The organism is Maridesulfovibrio sp., from assembly GCF_963676065.1.
Taxonomy (GTDB): Bacteria; Desulfobacterota; Desulfovibrionia; order Desulfovibrionales; family Desulfovibrionaceae; genus Maridesulfovibrio.
The window spans coordinates 38,707-63,829 of record NZ_OY780933.1 but is presented as its reverse complement, the minus strand read 5'-3'; the positions used below and the strand labels follow the sequence as shown (position 1 = coordinate 63,829).

Sequence of the window (25,123 nt, the reverse complement as noted above, 5' to 3'; positions counted from 1 at the left end):
TTATTTCGTAGTTGTTGGATGAAATAATTAAATATTTTTATTTTCGCAAACGCTTTGTAAAGACACACCAACCCTCAAGCTATCCCAAGGGTAAGTCATCTTCCGGTAATCTGTAGCGGGGTTCCTTCTGCCAGCTGTTGATTGCAGTCAAGAGCCAGACCGGGCCTAGCCTTCCCACGAACATCAACATTATTATGATTGATTTTCCGGGACCGCTCAAGTCCGGCGTGACCCCGGTGGAAAGGCCCACTGTAGCGAAGGCTGAAACTGCCTCGAAAGTGATTTCAATGAAATGACCGCGAGCTTCTATGTGCGGCAGGTGGCTTCCTTCGGTTATACTGAGCAGGATGATAGCCGAGCCGAGGATGACACTGGCGAGGGTCAAAAGGGTCAATGCGCGGTTCACGCTCTCCTTAGTTAGTGCATACCAGCCCACCCGGACCTGTGAATGGCCTTTGATCTTGGAGATGATAAAACCGATCCATGTACGGAAAGTAGTTGTCTTCAACCCTCCTGCACATGATCCCGGCGATCCGCCGATGAGCATCAATCCGATCATGACCAGCAGGGAAATATTGGTCAGCCCGGAAATATTTACGGTGTTGAATCCTGCGGTACGGCAGCTCACGGATTGAAAAAGAGCCGATATTTTATTGATCTCCGCACCTTTCACGATGTGTATCTTAAAGCTTTCTGCAAAAAAAACAGCCAGCCCTCCGGCGATGATCAGGAAAAGGCTGGTTTCCAGAACCGTGCGGGTATGCCAGCTTATGAAATGGGCTGACATCTTCGTCTTACGCTTGCGGAAAAGATTTATAAACTTCTGCCATACCTCGGACATAACATAAAAACCTAGTCCGCCCATGACAATCAGGGTCATGAAAACCGCATTGACGCCAAGGTTGTTTTTCCAAGTGGTAAGACTGTCCGAATAAAGGGAAAAACCAGCATTGCAGAATGCCGATATGGAGTGGAAAACAGCCGAAAACCAGTAGAATCCCACCGGGTCCAATCGATTGAGCAGCAGGGCGCCCAATCCTTCAATGGACAGCACCGCTGTGACCACACCGACGACGAATTTACCTATATTAAATGAAGGGTCGTGAATTAAAGTCTGGCTGACCGCGATACGGTCTGAAGCACTGACTTTTTTGCCCAGCAGGTAAATAACAAGACTCGCATAGGTCATGATGCCGAGTCCGCCCAGTTGGATCAGCGCTAAAATAATACTTTGGCCGGTACGGCTGAAGAATGTGCCTGTATCCAATACAGCCAGACCTGTAACACAGACCGCTGAAGTGGCAGTGAAAATGGCATCAATAAATGAAAGTTCCTTTCCCGGGTGGCATATATCCAGCTTAAGCAGGAGTCCGCCCAGCATAATAGTGGCAAAGAATGCGTAAATCGGCACCCAGAAAGGAGAAGTCGCTTTGGATTTCATGTCGTTTTATTTACGCCCGGAGGCTGATGATGGCAAGTAAAGTGTCTTTTCTGATGATTTTTTACTTTCCGGTTCTTTTTTTGTAATCGGCTAATTTCCCTTCCACTTCTTCCCAGCGTTCAAAGGTGGTTTCGTGTTCGGCTTCGAGGGCTTCAAGTTCTGATTGTGCGGCTGCCATTTCCTCACCGGATTTTTTGTAGAATTCCGGATCGGCCATGCGGTTTTGCATATCTTCGATTGCAGCTTCGAGTTTTTCTATCTTGCCGGGAAGCTCCACTATTTCCACTTCAAGGGATTCAAATTCCCGCTGCTCTTTGTAGCTCAGTTTTTCAGGCCGGGCGTCAGGTGTTTTTTTCGGCTTGGACTTTGGAGCCTTGGGTTTGCTTTCCAGCTCCGGCTGCGGTCGCTGCCGCGCCCAGTCATCATAGCCGCCCACGTAGTCGTTGACCTGTGCATTACCTTCAAAGGCCAGAGTTCCGCTGACCACATTGTTCAGAAAGGCACGGTCATGGCTTACGATGATCACAGTACCGGGGTATTCCATAATCCTGTCTTCGAGCAGTTCAAGGGTTTCGGCGTCGAGATCGTTTGTAGGTTCGTCCATGACCAGCAGATTGGAAGGACGGGTGAAAAGTCGGGCCAGAAGCAAACGGTTGCGTTCTCCGCCTGAAAGTACACGCACCGGCGAATTCGCACGGTCCGGGGAAAACAGGAAATCCTTGAGATAACCCATTATGTGTTTGGCGCGGCCGTTGATAGTAACGGTATCGTTACCGTCTGCTACTGAGTCACGTACGGATTTATCAGGGTCAAGCTGTTCACGATGCTGGTCAAAATAGGATATTTCCAGCTTGGTGCCGAGTTTTACCGTGCCCGAATCCGGTTTGAGTTTACCCAGCAGTACCTGAATGAGCGTGGTCTTGCCCGCCCCGTTAGGGCCGATGATGCCGATGCGGTCTCCTCGCATGATGGTCGCATTCAGGTTTTTGAAAATCGGTTTGTCGTCCCATGAGTAGGAAGCGTTGATTGTTTCTGCCACGACCTTGCCGGAGCGGTTCGCCTCCTGAATTTCGATGGTGGCCTTACCGGTTCTTTCACGGCGTTGCCGACGTTCTTCCCGCAATTTTTTCAAGGCGCGCACACGGCCTTCGTTGCGGGTGCGGCGGGCCTTGATGCCCTGTCTGATCCATGTTTCTTCACGGGCCAGTTTTTTGTCGAATTCGGACCAGTTTTTTTCTTCTGCGTCCAGCAGTTCTTCCTTACGTTTGAGGAAGGTGTCGTAATCGCAGGACCAGTCCGCGAGATTGCCGCGGTCCAGTTCAATGATGCGGGTGGCTATTTTGCGCAGGAACATGCGGTCATGAGTAATGAAAATCAGAGTGCGGATGTTTTTTACAATAAATTCTTCAAGCCATGCAATGGAGTCGATATCCAGATGGTTGGTGGGTTCATCGAGCAGCAGAATATCCGGTTTTGAGGCAAGCGCTCGGGCCAGCAGGGCGCGTCTTTTCAGACCGCCGGAAAGGGTCTCAAAGCGCATTTCAGCACTGAGGGAAAGTCTTGATATCACCATCTCAATAGTCGTCAGAGCTTCCCAGCCGCCGTGCTTCTCCATTATTTCTTCAACTTCGGAAAGTTTTGAAACATCCCCGCCGTTAGCCACTTCAAGGCTGACCGTGTGGTAGCCGGTAAGAGCTTCACCCAGTTCACCGAGGCCTCCTGCCACGATTTCAAAGATGGACCCTTCGAGCTTTTCCGGAACTTTTTGTGAAAGGCGGGCTACGCTGACTCCTTTCTGATAAGAGATGTTTCCGTCGTCAGGTATCAGATCTCCGCTCATGAGTCGGAGCAGGGTGGATTTCCCCTCTCCGTTACGGCCGACAATACATATACGTTGGCCTTCCTCTACTTGAAAGGAAACTTTATCGAGCAGTTGAGGCCCGCCGAAGGTCATGGAAACATCACTTACACTCATCAAAGCCATTGTGTTAACTCCACGCTATACTTGATAAAAATATAATATTGTTTAAAATATGTGTGACTTTTTTTATTTGGATTCAAAGCTTGAGGGCGGCAGTGTAGAATTTTGCCGTCAAAAAGGGAAGTCTGTTCAGGGATGTTTAAATTTGATGTTTTAGCATTGCAATTTGTTGACGAAAGTCTAAGCTTAAGGCAGATAACCCGTAACGTTGACTTTATGGCGTATTTTCATACAGACTTGAGGCTCAGCTTTCACTACGGGTGGGACAGATAAATATAATGAGTACCGGCGACAGATTACTTGATATTTTTCAGGAAGAAACTTTGGAACGGCTCGATAATATCGAGACCGGTCTTTTGCAGTTGGAAAACAGTACAGCAGAGCTAACACCTGAGCTGATCAATTCCATTTTCAGGGATGCGCACTCCATCAAGGCCGGCTCAAATCTTCTGAAATTGACCGTCATTGAGGAGCTTTCCCATAAACTGGAAAATGTTCTGGAACTGATCCGGTCTGACGGTTTGGTCCCTACAGAACTTATTATTACGGCTTCTTTGGAGTCCGTAGATAAGTTGCGGTCCTTGACCGAAGACGTGCTCGACAGCAATACTAAAAGTATACGGTTGCAGAAGACCATGCTGGAAGTTTCCGTCCAGCGAGCGCTCGCAGGCGAAAATTAAAATAAGCAGCAATTATAAAATTTTGAAGCCCCCGCACTGGTAACAGCGCGGGGGCTCGTTTTTGGCTTCAGGGTAATTAAATTTTTTCAGCGATTTCTTTGGCCCATTCGGTGATGGCCGCACGTGCCGGATCTCCGTCTATTTTTAAGCTGTCGCCGACGATTACAGCTCCCATTTTTTCAAGCTTTTCTTCAATCGCGTCTACAGCACCGCAGAAATAGGTGTAGTCGGAATCACCGCAACCGAACACTGATACTTTTTTATTTTTGAGATCGGCCTCTTCAAGGGATTCATAGAGTGGAATGAAGTCGTCCTGCAGTTCAATTTCGTCTTCTCCCCATGTGGAGCATCCGAAAAGAACTATGTCGTAGCTGTTGTCCAGTTCGTCTACACTTGCATCGGTTACGTTTTTAAGTTCCACTTCAAATTCCTTTTCAGCAAATACTTCGGCAATGTATTCGGCGGCTGTTTCCGTGTTACCGGTTGTGGAACCATAAACAATCAGTGATTTGGACATGCTGTCCTCCTTTTTAGTGTAATCAGGTTTGTTACGTAAAATCGATGTGTATTGATATTGAGATTTAAAGTCAACATCAATAAAAGATTTGTTACAGAAAAATGAAAAAAGCACTTTGTTGGAAATTGAGTGTTTACGCCGCCGTCCAGTGGTGTTATGGAAAGTTTTAGATTTTCCGGTAAATCCGGCCCGGCCTGCGATTGGCCTGCCTGATGTCTTATCCTTCATAAAGGATATGGCACGCTTAACTCTGGTCTTGCCGGACCTGCCTCCCCGGCAGTGTGTAAAGTCAAACTTCATTTACAACTTGTTTGGATTACGTGGAATTTATACAAATTCTCCGTGTTCAGTTCTTACCTTTTATTCCGGCCGAGTTATTCCTGCTGTTTTCTGCATTATCTGTTATATTCAGATTTCACTTTTGCAGTACTCTCCCATTTAGCGCCATCAAATCGGCCCGGACTTCTTTTCAACTTCAAATATTACGGAGGTCATTGTCATGAGCGTACAACTTGATGTAACTGGTTTGGATACTTGGGGTTTTAATAACGATGGTCCGCTTATTATCGCAGGGCCGTGCAGTGCGGAATCCCGGGATCAGCTCCTTGAAACCGCTCGTGGTATTAAGGATAAAGGTGTGCATCTCCTGCGTGCCGGCATCTGGAAACCCCGTACCCGTCCCGGCTGTTTTGAAGGCATGGGTGAAGAAGGTCTGAAATGGCTGGTGGAGGCCAAGGAAGAAACCGGGCTGCCCATCTGCTGTGAAACTGCAACTCCGGAACATGTTGAACTCTGCCTGAAGTACGGCGTGGATCTTATCTGGGTCGGCGCAAGAACAACCGTAAACCCCTTCGCAGTGCAGGCCATGGCCGATGCGTTGAAGGGTACAGATATCCCCGTTTTGGTAAAGAATCCCATCAACCCGGATGTGGAGCTCTGGCTCGGCGCTCTGGAACGCATCAATAAGGCTGGGGTTACCAAGCTTGGCGCAATTCATCGTGGTTTTTCATCCGCTCGCCCAAGTGAATACCGTAACGCTCCCAACTGGAGAATTTTCATCGAGTTGCGCCGCCGTACCGAGGGTATGCCGATCATCTGCGATCCCAGCCATCTTTGCGGTAAGCGTGAACTCATCCCAAGTGTGGCTCAGAAATCTCTCGACCTGCTTTTCGATGGCCTGATGATTGAATCCCACATTAATCCTGACGTAGCCCTCAGTGACAGTAAACAGCAGTTTACCCCCGAAGATCTCGGAAAGGTTCTTGACGCTCTTGAGGTCAAGCATCCTGTAGCGGAAGACGAAGAGTTTGCCTTGCGCATGGAAAGCAAGCGTACACGTCTTGAAGAAATCGACGATACCATTGTTGAGCTTCTGGCTGAACGTATGGCTCTTGGCCGCAAAATCGGCGCAATGAAATGTGAACGCGGCATTGCTCTCCTGCAGCCCGCACAGTGGAAGAAAACAGTTGAAAAAAGGACCCGTGAAGGTGTTGCGCGCGGAATGGATGAACATTTCATGCTCAGAATTTTCCAGTACATCCATGAAGAATCTCTGCGTCAGCAGGAATGTGTGCTGGCCGGAGAAGATTAATGCCTGAGGTTAATGTTGAACTGCGCGGGGAGTTTGATAATTCTTATGCTATTTCCGTAGATTACTCCGTGATGGATGAAGTTGTCGCGGACCTTAAGGCAAGGAAATACGGAAATACCCCGGTAGTTATCTGTGATGAAAATACCCGTGAGCTTTTCGGCCATAATCTGGTCGAAAAGCTCGCTGTTGAGGATGTCAATCCTCTGCTGCTTACTGTTCCCGCAGGGGAGAACAGCAAATCACTCGATGTGTTCGGTTCCCTGCTGGAAGCAATGCTTGAAGCCGGGATAACCCGGCAGGATGTGGTTGTCGCTCTCGGCGGCGGGGTCGTCGGTGATCTTTCCGGTTATGTCGCCGGAAGCTACATGCGTGGCATTAATTTTGTGCAGATTCCCACTACTCTGCTTTCACAGGTGGATTCCTCTGTGGGCGGCAAGGTGGCGGTCAACATCAAGCGATGGAAAAATTATTGCGGCATGTTCTACCAGCCCAAGCGGGTCTATACCAATATCTCCGCCCTTGAATCCCTGCCTGAGCGGGAGATTTTAAGCGGTCTGGGAGAGGTGGTCAAAACGGCATTTATCGCTGACCGTGATCTGGTGGATTACCTGAGCGTAAATGCGGATAAGGTTCGTTCACTCGACCGCGAAGTCATGGCGAAGGTCGTCGCCCGCTGCTGCGAGATTAAGGCCGCTGTTGTTATCCGTGATGAGAAAGAGGGCGGAGTTCGCCGTATTCTCAATTACGGTCACACTGTGGGCCATGCCATTGAAAGCTTTGCCGGCTATACGATTTCACACGGTGAGTGTGTGGCATGGGGAATGAGGATTGTCGCGCGAGCCTGTCGCAGGGCCGGAATGCTTTCAGCGGAAGATCTAAAGTTGCATGAAGAACTCATGGACAGGCTCGGGATTGCAACCGGAAAGCTTTCCATTGAGCCTGCGAAGATTATGGAGCTCATGAAAAAAGACAAGAAAGTCAAGCAGGGCGCGGTTGTTATCGTAGGTCTGGACAGACTTGGCAACGCGGTTGTCCGGGAAGATTTCCCTCTTGAACTCATTGAAGCGGAGCTTGCTAAGCTGGCTTAAGAAAGGTTTGATCTTCACGATATTCTTTATTATTCAAGCTGAGTGCCTGATTAATTTATTTGAAAATATTAAATAATGCGGGGGACTGGTTGTTTTTCCAGTTCCCCGCATTTACATTCGGGATCAGAAAATACAAGGAGTTCCTATGAAAGATGTTTCCACCAAGCTGGTCAATGCGGGCAAAGCCGAAGCTCAGGAATTTATAAATACCATCAATCCCCCTTTGCACCGTGCCTCCACCATACTTTTTGATTCCTATGCCGATCTCTTGAAAAGTAACGCCGGCGAATATGATGGGATTGCTTACGGCTTGTGCGGCATGGCTGCCCAGAATTCCTTTGAAGCCGCCATGGCCGAGCTGGAAGGGGCGCACGGCTGCAAGGCTTTGCAATCAGGCCTCGCCGCCATCACGATGGTTCTTATGGCTTACACAAAGCAGGGCGACCATGTTCTGATCTGTGATAACGTTTATGGTCCGACCCGCAGTTTTTGTGATAAATTTCTTTCCAAATACGGTGTTGAGGCCGATTATCTGCCTTCTGATGCCGGAGCGGAAATAGCCGGCTGCATCCGTGAAAACACCACCTTGCTCTTCATGGAATCTCCCGGTTCAAATACACTTGAAATTCAGGATATCCCCGCGATTACAAAGGTATGTCAGGAAAAGGGCGTGGTCTCGGTTCTCGACAATACATGGGCAACACCTCTTTATCTTAATCCTTTTGAACTGGGCGTTGATGTATCCATCCAGTCGGTGACCAAATATATCTCCGGCCATTCCGACATCCTGCTCGGTACAGTTTCCACCAATGAACAAAGCTGGAAGGCTTTTGAAAGCTGTTACAATATTTTTGAGACCTACGCGCCTCAGGAAGACTGTTATCAGGCGCTGCGCGGGTTGCGTACTCTTAAGGTCCGGCTGAAGGCCCATGAACAGTCCGCTCTCGAAATCGCAAAGTGGCTTGAAAAACATGAAATGGTGGAATCCGTAATTCACCCGGCGCTTGCAAACCACCCGCAGCATCATCTCTGGAAGCGTGACTTCAAGGGTGCCAGCGGGCTTTTCTCCTTTACCATCAAGGATGAGTTCGAAAATATGGATCACGGCTTGTTCGTGGATAGCCTTCAGCTTTTCGGGATCGGGTACAGCTGGGGCGGGTACAAAAGTCTGATTACCGGAGGAAAATTACAGCGTACAAATCCTTTCGGCTATGAAGGCAAGACTATCTTCCGCTTAAACGTCGGCCTGGAAGATGTAGAAGATTTAATAGCGGATCTGAAACAGGGACTGGATAGATTAAGGTAAGGTGAGCAGGTAAAGGCCTCTGGTCTCCCAATCATGATTCAGTCCTATTATCTGAGTCGATTTTATCCTTGTCTTGAGCATGGTCGCGGTTTTCGGGGACCTGTACATCAGGGTTAATTCCAGGCTGTTAAGTATGAGCACCGTGTGCGTTGGTTCCGTATTTTGTATGGATTTGTATAACGGTGTCCGCGTATTGCCTTCTTCCTTCAGGGTTAAGGCTGTCGCCTTAGGATCAAGCAGCATGCTACGGATTTTGTTGATATTAAAAGGCAAAGTCACTAGATAACCGGCTTTGCTTTTGTCTATCGCTTTGCGCAGAAAAAAATGCAGTTCCGGGTGTATCCTTAAGCTTCTTCTGGAAGCGATAAAAGTGTAGTTTCCGGCAGGCAGTTTGCCGATTGACCGTGCCAGATTATTACCCAGCAGCGAATCAGGCTGCATCATCCCGTGTCCATCCACATCCGGGCAGGCATTGAAGTATGCCGGGTAAAAAAGCAGGGTCGCTCCAAATATGATGGCGAGAAATGTCTGCGGCTTTTTGTAATATTTCAGGGCGGCCATGCAGATGACAATGGAAAGGACGGCCGCTGCTATGGCAAAGGGTAAGGTCTGTGTCCCGAAATCCGTAATTTGAGCGTTTCGCCATAGATTAACGGAAATTTGTCCGCTATAAAGAACGATTGCTCCGATCCCCACCGGGATTGCGCACGCAAGTGCTGTGCAGCCGAAGAATACTCTTTTAAAAGTTTTATCCCTTTTTGCCGTAAGCAGCCAGTTCACCGCAATTATTGAAAGGATGGGCATAATTGGCAGGAAGTAACGATGTGCGCGCAATCTGTAGATAAAGAAATTAATCAGCAGATAGAATAGAGCTGTCCAGAGCAGCATACCGATATTTTTATTCCGGTCGGTTTTATTCCTAAGGTGGGAAAAGGTCCCGTAAAGTCCGAATAAACCCAGCGGGAAAAAAATTATCCCGGCCTCAAAAAGATAAAAACCTAAACTTTGCAGATGATGAATCAGGGGAGAGGTTGCATAGCTTGTGTTTTCGGAAACATTGTTAAGCATGCCTCCGATATAATCCATGCCGGGTGAGCTGGCTGCGCTGATCCATAGCAGGAATGGGATACAGGCGACCAGTCCCATTAAAATTGGCACAATTTCTTTTTTCAGGGTGGTCACTGCCGCGCTTAGAAAAGAATCCTCTTTGCTTGAGTTCCTGCGGAAAAATTCTGCGCAAAGGTATCCTGCAAGAGGCGGCAATGCGAAAGGACCTCTGCTCAGGATTCCCAGCGCCATGCAGATGCCCGCTCCGGTAAGGTTTAATCCCCCTCGTTGCCCCTGAAATCTGCGCAGGAAGAAATAAGTGCTCCAGCTTACCGCTGCAGTATAAATTATGTCCGCTTTCAGCATCATCCCTTCAATCTTGAAAGGCGGAGCGACTGCCAGCAGCAATGCTGCGAAAATTCCGCATTTTTCGCTTCCCAGCTTTTTACCGGTCATATATGTGGCGATGACGGTCAGTACCGAGCTTAATATGGCCGGGATGCGGGCGATAAACAGCTGCGTCCCGTTGCTGAAACCGGAACCGAAAAAATCGATAAGCGGTGCGCTGAGCCAGTATGGAAGCGGAGGCTTCTGCATTCTGGGAAGCCCGCCGAACATGGGATGCAGCCAATCTCCTCTGGCGGCCATTTCCATTGCAGCGCTTATGTATTTGGGTTCATCTATATCAAAAAAGAAAGGCCGCCATGTCCCCATACAGGCGAAGATCAAAGAAAAAATTATAAGAAAAGATAGGACCAGAGGCTGGCTGATTGTATTCTTTGAATTCATTAATTCTTTGCGGCTTGCAGATAAGTTTTCTGAAATTCAGGTATCGCGATTTCTTCCGCCCAGTGCAGGTAGAGCGATCTTAGAAAATTGCGGCGCAGTTGCGGTGCTGCTTTGATCCGGTTGTTTACAGTCGTTTCAATATTCATTCCCATTATTACATTATGCAGGGTCCGGGCCCGGTTGATAATTCTATGCGAACTCTCAATCAGTTCGTTGCCCTGCAGGGCGATGCGCCGGCGCAATTCTTCGTCATTCAGCAGTATATTAAACTTTGCTACAAGGTCTTCGGGGTTGTTGGCCTCGTAAGTCATCAGGTGGACTCCATCCTCGAAAATATCGAAAAGCCCTTGTTCTATTTTGGGAGTCAGAAGGCAGGCTCCGCAGGCTAAAGCTTCAAAAACCCGGAAATTTAGGTCTCCGCGTTCGGCAATATTGAGAACCACCTTCGCTCTGGGAAAAAGCTGGCTGAATCTGCCTTTCGTAATATGCAGCCCTGAAATCCGTTTTGCCACTTCATCGAGAAATATTTTTCTTTGAGGGGTCAGTTCTGCATCCACGTTGCCCACAAAAAGAAGATCCCATTCTTTAGGCATATCTGCGGGAACGTCATGGTCCATGGGGACAGGGGGAAACCATAGCAACCGAGAATCTTTCAATCGCGGGGTAAAGCGTTCCAGATGGTCCTTCAAGCTGACCAGACAAATGTCAAAGCCTTGAGCGTAAAGCGGATACCAGCTGTGGATGTGAGTATCTATGCAATGGAATACAGTCAGGCAAGGGAAATTTTCTACGCCTGCCAGCGGCGGGGCGATTGATCGGTCAGCGTAAACAACAGCAAAGGGTTCGGTTCCGGTTTTTTCCACAATATCGTCCCAGGTGAACACCTGCTGTCCCTGAATGGGGATGTGGATGGTCTTATAACCCAGCCGGTCCATACCTGAACGGAAGAAAATGTTACCGACCCAAGCGATTATTTTGGTATCTTTATTGTTCACAACGGAAAAGATACCAATTTATCAAATTATTTGGAAGAGGGGGAAGGGGGGCAAAAAGCCTACTTCATCATATCGGCAAGGGTGTTGGTATCGATGTCGAGGGCAGGGGTGAATTTAACTCCGAAAAGTGAATCCTTCTGCCAGACTGTCACAGCTTTTTGACTGCTCAGAAATCCGATACTGTCGTTAAATATGCATCCACGAAAGAAAATTTCATCATCCTGATTAATGCTGTCGGTATCCATTTCGCAGTTAAGGCTGAACTTCATCCCCTGCGGCGAAATATCCAGAATAGTGATATCCATGTCTTGGTCTGATGAACTTGCCGCAACATCACATTGCCGGAAAAAGCTGTTTATGGAATCAAGATCTAATCTTGCCTGTCTACGTCTATCTGATAATTTGTTCATAATGTACCTCCCCCGCAAGATGAAACAATATGATTCAAAAAAAATAAAGTGAATTATTTTTTTTATACCATTTTGATGTTCGCAGTGTCTTTGTCCTGTTAAAATGGTCTGCTTGAAATTGTTATTTGCTTGATTTTTGTGTGTATGAGTAAATTGGTTACGGACATGCTTGCATGGTTTATTCTTTCGAGCTGAGCAAGGCAAATTCGCCGTGTGTGGTTTTTGTTTTAATTCTTGGCTAAAGCCGCTAAAAAAGTTAAATGGTTAGGCTACAGGGAATTGTAATAAAGAGTTTAATGCGGCTTTCCGTTTCAGGAGGGGCGTGACCAATAAGGTCGGGAGATTATGGTGAGGAAGTTAGTTGTTGTTTTTGCTTTGCTCGGAATGATGCTTTCCGGTTGCGTATATGTGAATATGGATGTCGAGAACAAACCTGCTGAAGGAACAGATCTCAGTAATTTGAAAACTTTTACTTTTAAGCAGAAAAGTAAGTCGAGACAAGATCTTGAAGCCGATCTGCTTAATACAGCCAAGGCTGATCTTGAGGCCAAAGGGTTTCGCTATGATCCTGCGTCTCCCGATTTTGTAGTAGTGGTAAATTTCGGCTCCAAGGCTTTTATGGAAAGGGGAGTCACCTACAAGAGGGAAGCCTACGAGTATGACTACATCAGTAAAACCAATTCTGAAATCGGTATCGTGAAAGATGCCGATGCTCCAAGAGTTGATAATACTGTACGGGTTTATTTTATGAGTCCCGAGAATGAGGGAATAAAAACCTTTCTCTGGCGTGGCACTGCATCAAGCAAGGACCGTGAAGGGCTCGATATTGTAGGGCGGTGTCTGGTTAAAGGCGCTCTGATGAAATTCCCGGCAGCCACCGGAAAATTCAGTGTAAAGCTTAATGTTAAGGATTGTGACTAGGTATCATACTAGATCCGCGACTTAAGCGGCGATTATCTGCATGGTTTTAAAAGCTGTGAGGTTTCCTCACAGCTTTTTTTTGTGCGGCCATAATTTTGCGGCTTCAGTTTTGCTTGTGAATTCTATTTGCTCTTGACTTCGTGGCTGATGACTGGCATCTAGTTATCACTATATAACAATATTTTTATATATAGAAGTTGACTTATGAACGCTGCAGGAAACGGAAGACGGTGAAAATCCGTCGCAGGCGCGCTGCTGTAACCGGTTAAAATAAGTTGAATGGTTGCGGACCACTATTAATAAATGGGAAGGGCCGCTGCCGTGCGTCAAAACCTACCGGAAGCCAGAAGACGTCCTGCAGGACGAAGTGGCCTAGCCTCGCGAACAGGTTAGGATAACAGGGGTTTTAAATCCCGCCGCTTAAAGCGGTCACTGAAATCATGGAGAATATTATGCTGACGCACACTTTAGGCTATCCCAGAATGGGAAGTAACCGTGAACTTAAGAAAAAATTGGAATCTTACTGGAGGGGCGAGGCAGGACAGGATGATCTTGCACTAACCGCTCGAAAGTTGCGTGCTTTGCACTGGGAAAATCAGGAAAAAGCGGGAGTGGATTTAGTACCAGTCGGTGATTTTTCTTACTATGATCATATGCTTGATAATGCTGTAAGGTTTGGTGTTATCCCGGAGAGATATAATATCTCAGGCGGTAGAGCTTCGCTTGACGATTATTTTAGAATGGCTCGTGGTGAATCCGGTGAGAACGGTGTAGCAGCCATGGAGATGACCAAGTGGTTCGATACCAACTATCATTATATTGTCCCTGAGTTTAGCCGGAACCAGAAATTTTCCTTGGCAGATGACTCTTTGCTTTTACAGGTGGAGGAGGCTGTCCGGCTAGGACATCAGGTAAAGGCTGTACTTCCGGGGCCGTTAACTTTTCTGCTGCTCGGTAAATGCGCTGACAAAGAGTTTGACCGTTTGGATCTACTGGAAAATTTACTCCCTGCATATGTGGAACTGATTAGGAATCTTTCCCATAAATGTGAATGGATTCAGTTTGATGAGCCTGTACTGGCTCTTGACCTGCAGGAAGATGTGCGCAGGCTTTTCAGTCCTGTCTACCGCACTTTTAAAGAGGCCGCTGCCAATACTAAAATAATGGTAGCCGTTTATTTTGGTGGATTGGGCGAGAATCTTGAAACAGCGGCAGTATTACCTGTGGACGGTCTTCATGTTGATTTGGTTCGAGGGGCACAGGATCTTGAACCGCTGCTGAAGAAACTTGCCGATAATTTAAGTCTTTCTCTCGGAGTTGTGGACGGAAGAAATATCTGGCGGGCAGACCTTGATAAAGCGGTGAGCCATGTAAAGAGCGCAGTGGTTGAGCTCGGTGAAGATCGGGTTCTGGTTGCTCCTTCCTGCTCGCTACTGCACGTTCCATTTGATCTTGAATTGGAGACAGCATTGGATGCCGAGATAAAATCGTGGATGGCTTTTGCCCGGCAAAAATGTACTGAAATCAGGGTTGTTGCTGATGCCGCGGCAGGGCTGGATGCCGAAGAAAAGTTGGCTGAGAATCGTATGATTCTTGAAGGACGTAAAAGCAGCCACCGGGTAAACAATCCCGAACTCGCCAAAAGAGTGTCCGCGCTTAAGCCTGAAGATTTTCGCCGTGATTCCGTTTATGAACGGCGTTCAGAAATTCAGCGCGAACTCGGTTTCCCTTTGCTGCCCACAACTACCATAGGCTCTTTTCCGCAAACTCCTGAGGTGCGTTCCATTAGAAGCGGCTTTAAGTCCGGACGAGTTAAGCGTGCCGACTATGAGAAATTTATGCGCGGCTATATTGAAGATTGTATTCGCCGCCAGGAAGAGATCGGACTTGATGTGCTGGTTCACGGTGAACCGGAGCGCAATGATATGGTCGAATATTTCGGAGAAAATTTTGACGGCTATTGTTTTACGTCCAATGGATGGGTTCAGAGTTACGGCTCACGCTGTGTAAAACCTCCTGTTATATTCGGGGATGTCACCCGCCCCGCAACAATCACTGTGGACTGGATTAATTATGCCCGTTCACTTTCCGATCGTGAAGTAAAGGGGATGCTTACCGGCCCGGTGACTATCCTATGCTGGAGCTTTGTACGTGATGACCAGCCTCGCAGTGAAACATGCCGTCAGATTGCACTGGCCGTGCGTGACGAAGTTATGGATCTGGAAAAAAATGGGGTCAAAGTCATCCAGATTGATGAACCAGCCCTGCGTGAAGGGTTGCCTCTACGTAAATCCGAGCAGGCTGAGTATTTGGAATGGGCCTGTGAATGTTTCCGCCTTTCTTCCTCCTGTGTAGGTGATGCGACTCAGATTCATACACACATGTGCTACTGCGAGTTCGATGAGATAATGGCTTCAATCGCTGCGCTTGATGCCGATGTCATCAGTATCGAAGCCAGCCGCAGCCGTATGGAACTTCTGGGCAGCTTCAGACAGTTCAATTATCCAAACGGAGTAGGCCCGGGAGTCTATGATATCCACAGCCCCGCAATCCCGGCAGCGGATGATATGGCTCTGCTTCTTGAAAAGGCATTGGAAGTAATCCCGGCGCAACGCCTTTGGGTAAATCCTGATTGCGGACTCAAAACCCGCAAATGGGAAGAGGTCGTTCCGGCACTTAAGAATATGGTTCAGGCGGCGGAAATAGTTCGTTCAAAAAATCAGTAATAATAAGTTCCCGGACCGTACCTGCGGTCCGGGAAACAAGCATGTAAAAACGGAGTATTAAAGATGCAGGTGGCACAGAATATCGATGCTGCGGGACAGTTTTTTTCTTTTGAATTTTTTCCTCCCAAGGATAAAAGCACATGGCCCCGGTTCATGGAGCGGGCTGAACGATTGGCCGGATTAAATCCTCAATTCGCCTCCGTAACTTATGGGGCGGGCGGTACCAGCCACGATAACTCCCTCGAAATTTGCTCCATGCTGAAAAAAGATATGGGCATTGATATCCTCGCCCATCTTACCTGCGTCGGAGCCAGTGAACAGTCTATCGACGGTTTTGTGTCCAGTCTGATGGAGTGCGGTGTTTCCGATATTCTGGCCCTTGGAGGGGACGGTGTTGCCGATGCCGAAGCGAAAGAGCGGAGCAGGTTTCAGCATGCTTCCGATCTGGTTGAGTATGTGGACGGTAAATTTTCAGATGTGGGCATTGCTGTGGCTGGATATCCCGGAGGGCATCCCGAATCGCCCTCATTGATTCACGATCTGGAGTTCCATAATGCTAAGCTGGCCAAGGGTGCGGACTTTACAATGACCCAGCTCTTTTTTGATAACAGGTTATACTTTGATTATGTTGAACGGCTGGCTGGGCTTGGTATTAAGCGTCCGGTTATTCCCGGAGTTCTTCCTATTCAATCGCTGAGTTCGTTACGTAGGATTATGTCCCTTTGCGGGGCTGGTATTCCCGGCGGTTTATACTGCGGGGTGGAAAAGGCATTTGAAAAAGGCGGCGATGAGGCGGTTATGGAATTCGGATTTAATTTTGCCCGGAAACAGATCTCCGACCTTCTGGATAAAGGCGTTCCCGGCGTGCACATCTACAGCCTGAACCGGGCTGCCATGTGCGAAAGATTGATAGCCGACCTTAAGGGGGACGGCTACTTCAGTTAAGGCTTAATACCAGTATGCGAAAATCCCGTCAGTAAAAGATACTGACGGGATTTTTTAGATAATCTACAAATACTCGGTTTATTGCATGTGTTTTTTCTGAAACTAAGGCTGATTTATGCCCGAGTTGTAAGTTCTACAGAAAACCCTTGAAAGCCTGCGCTATCTGGGCAGCTGACTTTACACGTGCCGGTCCGTTTTCAATGATGAAAGGCAGAATTTTATCAGAATAATTACCCAGACCGGAGAGCAGGCTTTCACTCAGTCCCGACGCCGATGGGGATGAGATGAAATTTTTGATTTCAGTGTAAAGAGTCTTGGCTTCAGTTACGGAATTATTGCCGGAAGTATAGGCCGTGGAAGCATGTCCGTATACTTTCTGCGCTTTTTCTATGTTGCCCGGAGTGGTTATGATTTTGGTCAGTCTGGAAGTCAGGGACGGGCTGGTGGTTTCGGCATCCATGCTCTCGGAAAAAGCGACCATTTTGGCCAGTCTGGTCATTGTTGAACCGGAATTGATGTCTCCAGCCTGTGAGAGCAAAGAGGCTCCTTCATCAGGATTGATCAGGCTCATGGTCAGGGTCTGGGCATCAACGAGATTTTCTGTGGAATCGTAAAAACCGGTGTAAACATTTTTAGCCCGGTCAAGCAGATTTGCACCTTCGGCTGCGCTTTTGGCTGTTTCTGCGGTTGAGGAAAGATCATTAAGGCTGAAGGCTTGTGCTGTCGGGGTCTGAAAAAGTAAGCAGGTCACGGCCAGCATTGCGATCATTATCATTTGGTTACGGCAAGTTTTCATTTTACATTCTCCAATTTAGGTTAGGGGTGTATTATACGTGAAAGAATAAATTTTTCCATTAGAAAGCTTAAGTGATGGACATTTTTTTATTCGGTTTCTGCTAAAAAGAAAACTTATTGCCGAGCCCGGTTGCGTAGTTGTTGAATTTCGGGTGGGCATAAAAAAAGCCGCAACATCTGTTGCGGCTTTTAGAAATATGGTGCCGAAGAGAAGACTCGAACTTCCACGGAGAAACCTCCACTAGACCCTGAACCTAGCGTGTCTACCAATTCCACCACTTCGGCACGGCGAAGAACTTTCTATAAATATCGACTGTTAATTGCAAGTCTTTTTTGTAAAAAAAGGCATTTTTTTTGAAATAATTTGAACTTCAACCCGTTTATAAGAAAGTTTGCCCGTAATTCAGCCCCTTTTGCGGGACTGGATTACGGGCATATCCGGGTAGGTATATCCATCGCTCCGGGACCGGATTCGGCCCGAACCGATATTAACTTGAATTACTTCCTGAAATCTATTGGTACGTAATTTCTGGGAGTTTCGCCAGTGTAAATCTGTCTCGGACGGTTAATTTTTGTTCCGGGTGTGGTGTAGTCCTCGTACCAGTGTGCAACCCAGCCGGGCATGCGGCCGATGGCGAACATTACCGGGAACATAGCAACCGGGATTCCGAGGGCGCGCAGGATGATGCCGGAATAGAAATCCACGTTGGGATAAAGCTTGCGTTCGACGAAGTAATCATCGGACAGAGCGCGTTCTTCGAGGCGCATGGCAATCTCCAGCAGTTCGTCGCTGAAGCCGTGCTGCAGAAGATCGTGAGTCGCTTTTTTAAGGATTTTCGCACGCGGGTCGAAACTTTTGTAAATTCGGTGCCCGAAGCCCATCAGACGGCATTCTTTTTTCTTAACCTTTTCGATGTATTCATCAATGGTGTAATCGCCGTTCTTTATGTTTTCGAGCATGTCGATAACAGCCGCGTTAGCACCGCCGTGCAGCCTGCCCCAGAGGGCACAGATGCCGGAAGAAACAGAGGCGAAAATATTTGCCTGCGTAGAACCGACCATCCTTACTGTGGAAGTTGAACAGTTCTGCTCATGGTCAGCATGAAGCTGGAAGATCAGCGAAAGAGCTTTGACAGCTTCTTTTGGCGGATCATACTGTTTGTAAGGTATGGAAAACATCATATGCAGGAAGTTGTGGCAGTAACTCAAATCCGGGTCAGGATAAACAAATGGACGCCCGATGGATTTGCGGTACGAGAAAGCCGCGATTGTTCTTACCTTGGAAATGATTTTACCAACCGCGAGAAAGAATTCGGACTTGTCGGTAATGTCGTTGAGGTCCGGGTTATGACTGCCGAGCGCGTTGATAACCGCGGAAAGGATCGCCATGGGCTGATTGCGGTGGGCGGGAAAGCCTTCAAAGTGATGGCGCAGGTCTTCATGGATCAGTTCTTCAGCGGTGAGCAGGGCGGAAAAACGGGCCAGATCTTCCTTGAGGGGAAGTTCGCCGAAGATGAGCAGCCATGCGGTTTCAATAAATTTTCCATGTTTGGCAAGGTCTTCGATGGGATATCCGCGATAGCGCAGGATTCCTCTTTCTCCGTCAACAAAGGTGATTTTACTGGTGCAGGCCCCGGTATTACCGTAACCGGGATCATAGGTAATGAGGCCGCTCTGGGCGCGGAGTTTAGTTATGTCGATACCTGTTTCGCCCTCAGTTCCGTGGATTACGGGCAATTCGTATTCTTTGCCGTCATACTTAAGGATCGCAATGTTCTTATCGCTCATGTATTCCTCCGGTTAATTGTCTATGCACGCTATGAAGTATTCTCTGTTTTTGGGCAAAAATCCGCAGCATTCAAACGAAAGGTCAGCGCATTAATCATTCCATATTGCGCGTCTCAGCCTGATGCCGGGTCTTGCGGTCCGGGCCCAAGGCATGAACCTTGCCGGTCCGGAGATGTAAGCGGGCAGTGTGATTTCTTTTGGACTGGATCAGGGGTTGGAACATCCGATTCCAGTGTAAATGGTTGTACGGCGAATTGCAGGAAAATAGCGAATGCTTCTTCCCGATGTTGAGAAAGTATTTACTGAAAAACAGTCGAAAAGTCCAGAGGTGTCGAGTGCATAATCTTTTCTATAAATACCGGAAGAGCGCATAAAGTTCATAGAAAACATGGCTTCTATGAGGTGTGATCACTCCTCCAGCCCGAACCTGACTGAATATTTGCGCATGCGATTATGAATCGTTCCCCGGCTGACCCCTAGAATTTTGGCAGCTCTGCTTTTATTGCCCCCTGCCTGCTTGAGAGCACTGATGAGTTCTTCTTTTTCATCAGCTACAGGAGCTTGGGTGATTGGGTTAGAGCTCGGGAGGCTGGTGCCTGTTTCGCTGATTTGAGGCGGCAGATGTTCGGGAAGAATGGGACCGCCGTCCTTGACTACGGCGGCGTATTCCAGCGCGCTTTTCAATTCCCGCACATTTCCGGGCCAGTCGTAATTCATGAGTTTACGCATTGTTTCAGGCGTTGGCCCTTCTCCATGATGCAGATGGTCAATCATTGTGATGAAGTGATCCACCAGCAGGGGCAGGTCTTCCTTGCGCTCACGCAGGGGGGGCAGGTGTACCGGGATCACATTGATGCGGAAAAAGAAATCGTCGCGGAATAATTTCTTTTGCACTAATTCCCGCAGGTCCTGATTGGTGGCGGTTATCAGCCTTGCGTCCATGCTGAGGTTGATATTTTCCCCGACCCGTTCAAAGGATCTGGTTTCCAGCACCCTCAGCAGTTTTACTTGAATGGATAGCGGTACATCCCCTATTTCATCAAGAAATATCGAACCGTCCGCGGCCTGCTCAAAACGTCCCTGTCTGTGACGGTAGGCACCTGTAAAGGCCCCTTTAACATGTCCGAAGAGTTCACTTTCAAGCAGGGAATCATTGAGCGCCGCACAGTTGAGCTGAACAAAAGGTTTGTTTGCCCGTGGACTCATCTCATGAATGGCCTGTGCGGCCAGTTCCTTACCTGTACCGGACTCTCCGTAAATAATTACCGGGGCGTCTGACCGGGCAGCTCTGCTTAATAAAGTATAAACCTTCTGCATATCAGGGGACTGACCTATAAAACCGCAGAATCCTTTATCCTCGTGCTGAAGCTTTCGGGAAAGTTCCCTTATTTTCAATTCCTTGCGGTCCAGTTCGGTGATGTCTGTGACTGTTTCAACCGCACCGAGAATGCTGCCGTCATCATCCATTAGCAGCGAAGCGTTTTTGAGTACGTGCAGATAATTACCCTTTTTATCAATTATATGGCAGCTCTTGCGGTTTTCCTTGCGTGTTTTGAACAGCCTGCACCAATGCTGCTTTCCTTCCTCCCTTGATCGGCGGCAGGCATCGCAGCCTAATGCGGAACAGGGTTTATTCAGCAGATCCTCTTTGGAAAAACCGGTCATGCGCAGCAGGGCGTCATTGACCATCATGATGGTCCCGTCCGGGCGGATAATGATCAGCCCGTCACTCATAGTGTCGATAACTTCCCGTAAATAAAGATCGATATCCTGTTCAGTCATATTTTATAGCCGTTTTTTTAAATAAAGTGTTCAAGTGTTCAAGTTTGTGGTTCTAGTTGAACACATGTTTAAACAATTGAACAGTTTTTTCTGTTTCTCCAGCCTTATGTAAATAAGTAATTAAAGGTTTCACTAGCCGCAAATGTAGTATTTATGGTACTTATTAAAAGAATAGCGGAAAAAGGTACGGATTCTGCTTTCTTAAAATTGTCCAGTTTCATGCTGAATTTGAAAAACCGAAAGTTCATAAAGGAATACACATGTCAGATAGGAAGAATGGAATTTCTCGAAGAAGTTTTTTGAAGGGATTGGGAGCGGCAGGTGGTGCCGCGCTTCTGCCGGCCGGCAAAGTAGCTGCGGCCTCCGGCAGCAGTGAGGAGGAGCTTTGTACACTTTTGAATCTTTCAAGGTGTATCGGTTGCGGAGAGTGTGTTTCCGCCTGCCGGGAGGTCAATGAACCTAAGTTTCCCCGGCCGCATAAGCCGTATCCTGAAATGTACCCCACTTCCCGGGTCAAGGCTGAAGACTGGTCTGACCGGACTGATGTGGATGACCGGCTGACGCCCTATAACTGGCTTTTTATCCAGAGTGCGGAGGTTGAATACAAGGGTGAGGTTCACGAGGTGAATATTCCCCGCCGCTGTCTGCATTGTCGCAATGCCCCTTGCGCCAATTTATGCCCGTGGGGAGCGGCTGGGAAGCAGAAGAACGGCATAGTACGTATCAATGATGAGGTCTGTCTTGGGGGCGCTAAGTGTCGCTCTGTCTGCCCGTGGCATATACCGCAACGTCAGACCGGGGTAGGACTGTACTTGCGGATTCTGCCTAATTTTGCGGGGAACGGCGTAATGTACAAGTGTGACCGCTGCTACAACCGCATCGATCAGGGTGAACTGCCTGCCTGCATCGAGGTTTGTCCGGAAGATGTGCAGACTATCGGACCCCGCAGTGAAATAATAGCAAAGGCGCACGAATTGGCGGCTAAGAACAATTGGTTCATCTATGGCGAGGAGGAGAACGGCGGCACCAATACCATTTATCTTTCCCCGGTTCCTTTTGAACTGCTCAACAAAGAGGTGGAGAAGGGGCCCGGCAGGCCCGGACTTGCTCCGGTGGAAGATTCCATGGCTGATGAGGAGAAGCTGGCCTACGCGGTGGGCATCGCTCCTTTTGCCGGGATAGCAGCCGGATTAATCAAGGCCGGAAATTTCCTTTCGTCCGCAGCAGGGAGGAAGGAAAATGACTAGTCCTCTGTTTGCACGTCTTTTCAAGTTAAACATTTTCATAATGGCCCTTACCGGTGCCGCTCAAATGCCTATATTCAAGCGATATTACATTGCGGATATTCCCGGCTTGAGCTGGCTTGCTGATTTTTACCTGACTAACAAACTTCATTACATCTTCGGAGCCGTTTTGATTTTTATGGCTCTGTATCTACTGACTTTCTTCCTTCTATCCGGGAACCATCGTTTTAAACTTACTTCTTCCGGCATGTTGCGCGCCGCTCTTTACGTAGTGGTCATCGGGACCGGAGGTTTGCGGGTGGTCAAGAATCTGCACTCGGTTACTTTTGATCCGATGACGGTCATGTTTATCGATTGGACTCATCTGGGATTTGCGATTCTGCTCGGTGTTGCGGCGATGTACGCGTTTTTCCGGGGCCGTAAAAAGTATCTTGAGGAACTAACCGCGGACTTAGGTGAAGAGGATGCAACGTCTCCGGGGTAGCTGCCCCGGTCATTATAACTCTGGAGGGTGGAAATGAGATTAATTCGGAACTCAGTACTGCTGCTGATGGCGGTTGTCTTTCTGGGCGCCAGTGCATTTGCCGCCGGGGATACCGCCCCGGGACGGGAAATGGCTCGTCAGGCTACCAAGGGTAAGGAGTTGTGGATCACTGCGGATCATTCAAAGTTCGATGCGTTGAAGCAACCTTTTAAAAGCGGCCCGGAAGTGACCAAAGCCTGCTTGACCTGTCACACCGAAGCTGGACATCAGTTCCACAAGACCATTCACTGGACCTGGCTTGATCCAAAGGCGGAAAAGGAGCTTGAGGTTGGAAAGGGCGGACTGGTGATGAACAATTTCTGTATCAACATCCAGTCGAACGAACCTCGCTGTACTTCCTGTCATGCCGGTTACGGATGGAAGAACAAGGATTTTGATTTTAAGTCACAGGAAAAGATTGATTGTCTTGTCTGCCATGAACAGACCGGAACCTATAAGAAGTTTCCGGCCGGAGCCGGTAATCCCGCACCGCCGCCGGGTAAGATGTTCAAGGGCAACGGTAAGTTCTATCCCGCTCCGGAATGGAATAAGGTTGCCCAGTCCGTAAGTCGCCCTACCCGCAGGAATTGCGGAACTTGTCATTTTTACGGTGGCGGCGGGGACGGCGTTAAGCACGGCGATCTCGATTCATCCATGCTCAAGCCGGCCAAGACACTTGATGTTCATATGGGTCTGGATGGGCAGAATTTTACCTGTGTCCGTTGTCATACAACAGTTAATCACGATATAGCCGGTCGCATCTATTCAACACCGGCGGCAACCAGCCGTAAGTCTTTGCTGGAAGATGATCTCGGTTCCAAGATTATGTGTGAATCCTGCCACAGTGACCGTCCGCATAAGACTGAACTAGGCATGAAGCTCAATGATCATACCGATAAGCTGGCCTGTCAGAGTTGCCATATCCCGACTTTTGCCCGCGAACTGCCTACCAAGATGTGGTGGGACTGGTCTGCTGCCGGCAAGAAGAAGGACGGCAAGCCCTATGTAGAAAAGGGTGAATGGGGCAAGCCTATTTATATGACCAAGAAAGGCGACATGCTCTGGGAAAAGAATGTTGTTCCTGAATACTACTGGTTTAACGGGACCATCGATTCCATCACCGCCAAGACGGTTATTGATCCCACCAAGCCTGTTCGGGTATCAAGACCTGTCGGTTCCATTGCGGACAGGAATTCGCGCATCATGCCCTTTAAGGTTCACCGGGGTATGACCCCTTATGACAAGGTCAACAAAAATATGGTCATCCCGCATCTGTTCGGTAAGGATAAGAGTGCATACTGGAAGGGCTACAATTGGGAAAAGGCCGTCACCTCGGGTATGAAGTACGCCGGATTACCTTTCAGCGGTGAAGTGGGATTCGTGGAAACCGAATACGTTTACCCTACCACTCATATGGTGGCTCCCAAGGAAAACGCAGTAGCTTGTGAGGAATGCCACAGCAAGCAGGGCCGGCTTGCAAAGCTGACCTGCTTTTATATGCCGGGACGTGACGCATCGGCTGTGGTTGATGCAGGGGGCTGGTTCATCGTGCTTGCCTCGGCTGTGGGTGTAATCCTGCATGCCCTTGGCCGTTTGTTCATCAAGGGACGTAAGGAGGACTAGTCATGACCGGACATAACATGAAGAAGATCTATCTCTATTCAAGGTTCGAGCGTTTCTGGCACTGGACTCAGGCCATTCTGATAATGCTGCTGATGGTTACCGGGCTGGAAGTGCATGGTGTGTTTACCTTATTCGGTTTTGAACAGGCCGTGGACCTGCATAACACGCTGGGCATAAGCTGGCTGATTCTGTTCGTTTTTATCATCTTCTGGCTGCTGACCACCGGTGAATGGAAGCAGTACATTCCCACTTCCAAGAAGCTTTTTGATGTGGCGAAGTACTATGCTTCCGGTATCTTCAAGGGTGAACCTCATCCTGTGCAGAAGCGCAAGGACGCTAAGCACAATCCCTTGCAGCGTCTGGTATATCTGGGACTGTCAGCGATCCTGCTCCCCTTGCAGATGGTAACCGGGTTGCTTTATTGGACTTATAATGATTGGCCCGCTTACGGACTCGATTTCCTGAGTCTCAATGCAGTGGCGAATGTCCATGTGGCCTGCGCGTATGCTTTGCTGGCGTTCCTCATAGTGCATATCTACATGACCACGACCGGTCACAGCATCACCGCTCATATCGCGGCGATGTTTTCCGGCTGGGAAGAAGTGTCCGAGGACTACAAGGCTGAAGAATGGGAGATTCACGGGAAGTAGTTGGGTGTGCTTTAGGAAATAACAAATAAACAAACCCCCGGCAGGATTTTTCTGCCGGGGGTTTGTTTTTGTAGCTATGGAAAAAATTAATCCGGAAACTTATCCGAACAAAGCTCTCCTCCGGCACCCCAGTTTTCTTTTTTAACTTCATCAATGACAACATAGATTGATCCAACGCTGCATCCGGTTATGCGGGCGGTTTCTTTGGAAAGCACTTCTACAAGTTCTCTTTTCTGCTCGATGGTTCTGCCCTCGAACATTTCAACTTTAATTACGGGCAT

At 48.3% G+C, this 25,123-nt stretch carries 21 protein-coding genes, 1 tRNA gene and 1 riboswitch; of the genes, 11 read left to right on the top strand and 11 right to left on the bottom strand.

The features are described from left to right. Positions 1 to 79: 79 nt before the first annotated feature. Both ACKU35_RS00335 and ACKU35_RS00330 read right to left on the bottom strand, forming a co-directional pair. The gene (locus tag ACKU35_RS00335) at positions 80 to 1,441 is read right to left on the bottom strand and encodes a potassium transporter TrkG (RefSeq protein WP_319762016.1); all 1,362 of its coding nucleotides are present in this window, start codon (positions 1,439 to 1,441) and stop codon (positions 80 to 82) included. Positions 1,442 to 1,502: 61 nt separating this feature from the next. Further along, complete coding sequence (locus tag ACKU35_RS00330; RefSeq protein WP_319762014.1) at positions 1,503 to 3,425, bottom strand: ATP-binding cassette domain-containing protein; 1,923 nt, start codon at positions 3,423 to 3,425, stop codon at positions 1,503 to 1,505. Positions 3,426 to 3,700: 275 nt separating this feature from the next. Between ACKU35_RS00330 and ACKU35_RS00325 the strand changes: the two genes are divergently transcribed. Continuing rightward, positions 3,701 to 4,102, top strand: a complete 402-nt coding sequence (locus ACKU35_RS00325; protein WP_319762012.1) for an Hpt domain-containing protein — start codon at positions 3,701 to 3,703, stop codon at positions 4,100 to 4,102. A 76-nt stretch (positions 4,103 to 4,178) separates the two neighbouring features. Here the strand turns inward: ACKU35_RS00325 and ACKU35_RS00320 are convergent, their stop codons facing one another. Continuing rightward, positions 4,179 to 4,619: a flavodoxin gene (locus tag ACKU35_RS00320; RefSeq protein WP_319762010.1), complete on the bottom strand. Its 441-nt coding sequence runs from the start codon at positions 4,617 to 4,619 to the stop codon at positions 4,179 to 4,181. A 499-nt stretch (positions 4,620 to 5,118) separates the two neighbouring features. Between ACKU35_RS00320 and ACKU35_RS00315 the strand changes: the two genes are divergently transcribed. The 3 genes from ACKU35_RS00315 to metC all read left to right on the top strand — a co-directional run bounded on the left by ACKU35_RS00315 (position 5,119) and on the right by metC (position 8,604). Next, on the top strand, positions 5,119 to 6,210 hold the full coding sequence (locus ACKU35_RS00315) for a bifunctional 3-deoxy-7-phosphoheptulonate synthase/chorismate mutase type II (protein ID WP_319762008.1): 1,092 nt from the start codon (positions 5,119 to 5,121) through the stop codon (positions 6,208 to 6,210). Continuing rightward, on the top strand, positions 6,210 to 7,298 hold the full coding sequence (aroB, locus tag ACKU35_RS00310; RefSeq protein WP_319762006.1) for a 3-dehydroquinate synthase: 1,089 nt from the start codon (positions 6,210 to 6,212) through the stop codon (positions 7,296 to 7,298). The genes ACKU35_RS00315 and aroB overlap by 1 nt, the downstream gene beginning before the upstream one ends. A gap of 145 nt (positions 7,299 to 7,443) precedes the next feature. Further along, positions 7,444 to 8,604, top strand: coding sequence for a cystathionine beta-lyase (gene metC / locus ACKU35_RS00305; protein ID WP_319762004.1), 1,161 nt, complete (start codon positions 7,444 to 7,446; stop codon positions 8,602 to 8,604). Here metC and ACKU35_RS00300 read toward each other — a convergent pair. Genes ACKU35_RS00300 through ACKU35_RS00290 form a run of 3 tightly spaced genes read right to left on the bottom strand, consistent with a single transcriptional unit; the run spans position 8,596 to position 11,845 of the window. Further along, positions 8,596 to 10,440, bottom strand: a complete 1,845-nt coding sequence (locus tag ACKU35_RS00300; RefSeq protein WP_319762002.1) for a glycosyltransferase family 39 protein — start codon at positions 10,438 to 10,440, stop codon at positions 8,596 to 8,598. The genes metC and ACKU35_RS00300 overlap by 9 nt on opposite strands. Next, the gene (locus ACKU35_RS00295; protein WP_319762000.1) at positions 10,440 to 11,435 is read right to left on the bottom strand and encodes a glycosyltransferase; all 996 of its coding nucleotides are present in this window, start codon (positions 11,433 to 11,435) and stop codon (positions 10,440 to 10,442) included. The genes ACKU35_RS00300 and ACKU35_RS00295 overlap by 1 nt, the downstream gene beginning before the upstream one ends. A gap of 59 nt (positions 11,436 to 11,494) precedes the next feature. Then, entirely contained in the window at positions 11,495 to 11,845 is a 351-nt protein-coding gene (locus ACKU35_RS00290; protein WP_319761998.1) for a PilZ domain-containing protein, read from the bottom strand. 345 nt (positions 11,846 to 12,190) lie between these two features. Between ACKU35_RS00290 and ACKU35_RS00285 the strand changes: the two genes are divergently transcribed. From ACKU35_RS00285 to ACKU35_RS00275, 3 genes are all read left to right on the top strand, one after another. Further along, the gene (locus tag ACKU35_RS00285) at positions 12,191 to 12,766 is read left to right on the top strand and encodes a DUF4136 domain-containing protein (protein ID WP_319761996.1); all 576 of its coding nucleotides are present in this window, start codon (positions 12,191 to 12,193) and stop codon (positions 12,764 to 12,766) included. Between the two features lie 174 nt (positions 12,767 to 12,940). After that, positions 12,941 to 13,141, top strand: a riboswitch (cobalamin riboswitch). 77 nt (positions 13,142 to 13,218) lie between these two features. Beyond that, a complete protein-coding gene (gene metE, locus ACKU35_RS00280; RefSeq protein ID WP_319761994.1) occupies positions 13,219 to 15,492 on the top strand; it encodes a 5-methyltetrahydropteroyltriglutamate--homocysteine S-methyltransferase in 2,274 nt (757 codons plus the stop codon). Between the two features lie 63 nt (positions 15,493 to 15,555). Then, positions 15,556 to 16,437, top strand: coding sequence for a methylenetetrahydrofolate reductase (locus tag ACKU35_RS00275; RefSeq protein ID WP_319761991.1), 882 nt, complete (start codon positions 15,556 to 15,558; stop codon positions 16,435 to 16,437). A 133-nt stretch (positions 16,438 to 16,570) separates the two neighbouring features. Here the strand turns inward: ACKU35_RS00275 and ACKU35_RS00270 are convergent, their stop codons facing one another. From ACKU35_RS00270 to ACKU35_RS00255, 4 genes are all read right to left on the bottom strand, one after another. Beyond that, complete coding sequence (locus tag ACKU35_RS00270) at positions 16,571 to 17,233, bottom strand: hypothetical protein (protein ID WP_319761989.1); 663 nt, start codon at positions 17,231 to 17,233, stop codon at positions 16,571 to 16,573. A gap of 197 nt (positions 17,234 to 17,430) precedes the next feature. Further along, a tRNA-Leu gene (locus tag ACKU35_RS00265) sits at positions 17,431 to 17,517 on the bottom strand. Positions 17,518 to 17,730: 213 nt separating this feature from the next. After that, positions 17,731 to 19,020 (bottom strand): citrate synthase, encoded by a 1,290-nt coding sequence (locus ACKU35_RS00260; protein WP_319761987.1) that lies wholly within the window; start codon positions 19,018 to 19,020, stop codon positions 17,731 to 17,733. Positions 19,021 to 19,428: 408 nt separating this feature from the next. Further along, a complete protein-coding gene (locus ACKU35_RS00255) occupies positions 19,429 to 20,802 on the bottom strand; it encodes a sigma 54-interacting transcriptional regulator (protein WP_319761985.1) in 1,374 nt (457 codons plus the stop codon). Between the two features lie 260 nt (positions 20,803 to 21,062). On the opposite strand from ACKU35_RS00255, the gene ACKU35_RS00250 reads away from it, so the two are divergent. From ACKU35_RS00250 to ACKU35_RS00235, 4 genes are all read left to right on the top strand, one after another. Beyond that, a complete protein-coding gene (locus tag ACKU35_RS00250; RefSeq protein WP_319761983.1) occupies positions 21,063 to 22,049 on the top strand; it encodes a 4Fe-4S dicluster domain-containing protein in 987 nt (328 codons plus the stop codon). Beyond that, positions 22,042 to 22,530 (top strand): iron-sulfur cluster-binding protein, encoded by a 489-nt coding sequence (locus tag ACKU35_RS00245; protein ID WP_319761981.1) that lies wholly within the window; start codon positions 22,042 to 22,044, stop codon positions 22,528 to 22,530. Before ACKU35_RS00250 ends, ACKU35_RS00245 begins: the two co-directional genes overlap by 8 nt. 66 nt (positions 22,531 to 22,596) lie before the next feature. Next, positions 22,597 to 24,192, top strand: coding sequence for a tetrathionate reductase family octaheme c-type cytochrome (locus ACKU35_RS00240; RefSeq protein ID WP_319765313.1), 1,596 nt, complete (start codon positions 22,597 to 22,599; stop codon positions 24,190 to 24,192). Positions 24,193 to 24,194: 2 nt separating this feature from the next. Continuing rightward, on the top strand, positions 24,195 to 24,842 hold the full coding sequence (locus ACKU35_RS00235; protein WP_319761979.1) for a cytochrome b/b6 domain-containing protein: 648 nt from the start codon (positions 24,195 to 24,197) through the stop codon (positions 24,840 to 24,842). An 86-nt stretch (positions 24,843 to 24,928) separates the two neighbouring features. Here ACKU35_RS00235 and ACKU35_RS00230 read toward each other — a convergent pair whose 3' ends face one another. After that, positions 24,929 to 25,123 (bottom strand): 4-oxalocrotonate tautomerase, encoded by a 195-nt coding sequence (locus tag ACKU35_RS00230; RefSeq protein WP_319761977.1) that lies wholly within the window; start codon positions 25,121 to 25,123, stop codon positions 24,929 to 24,931.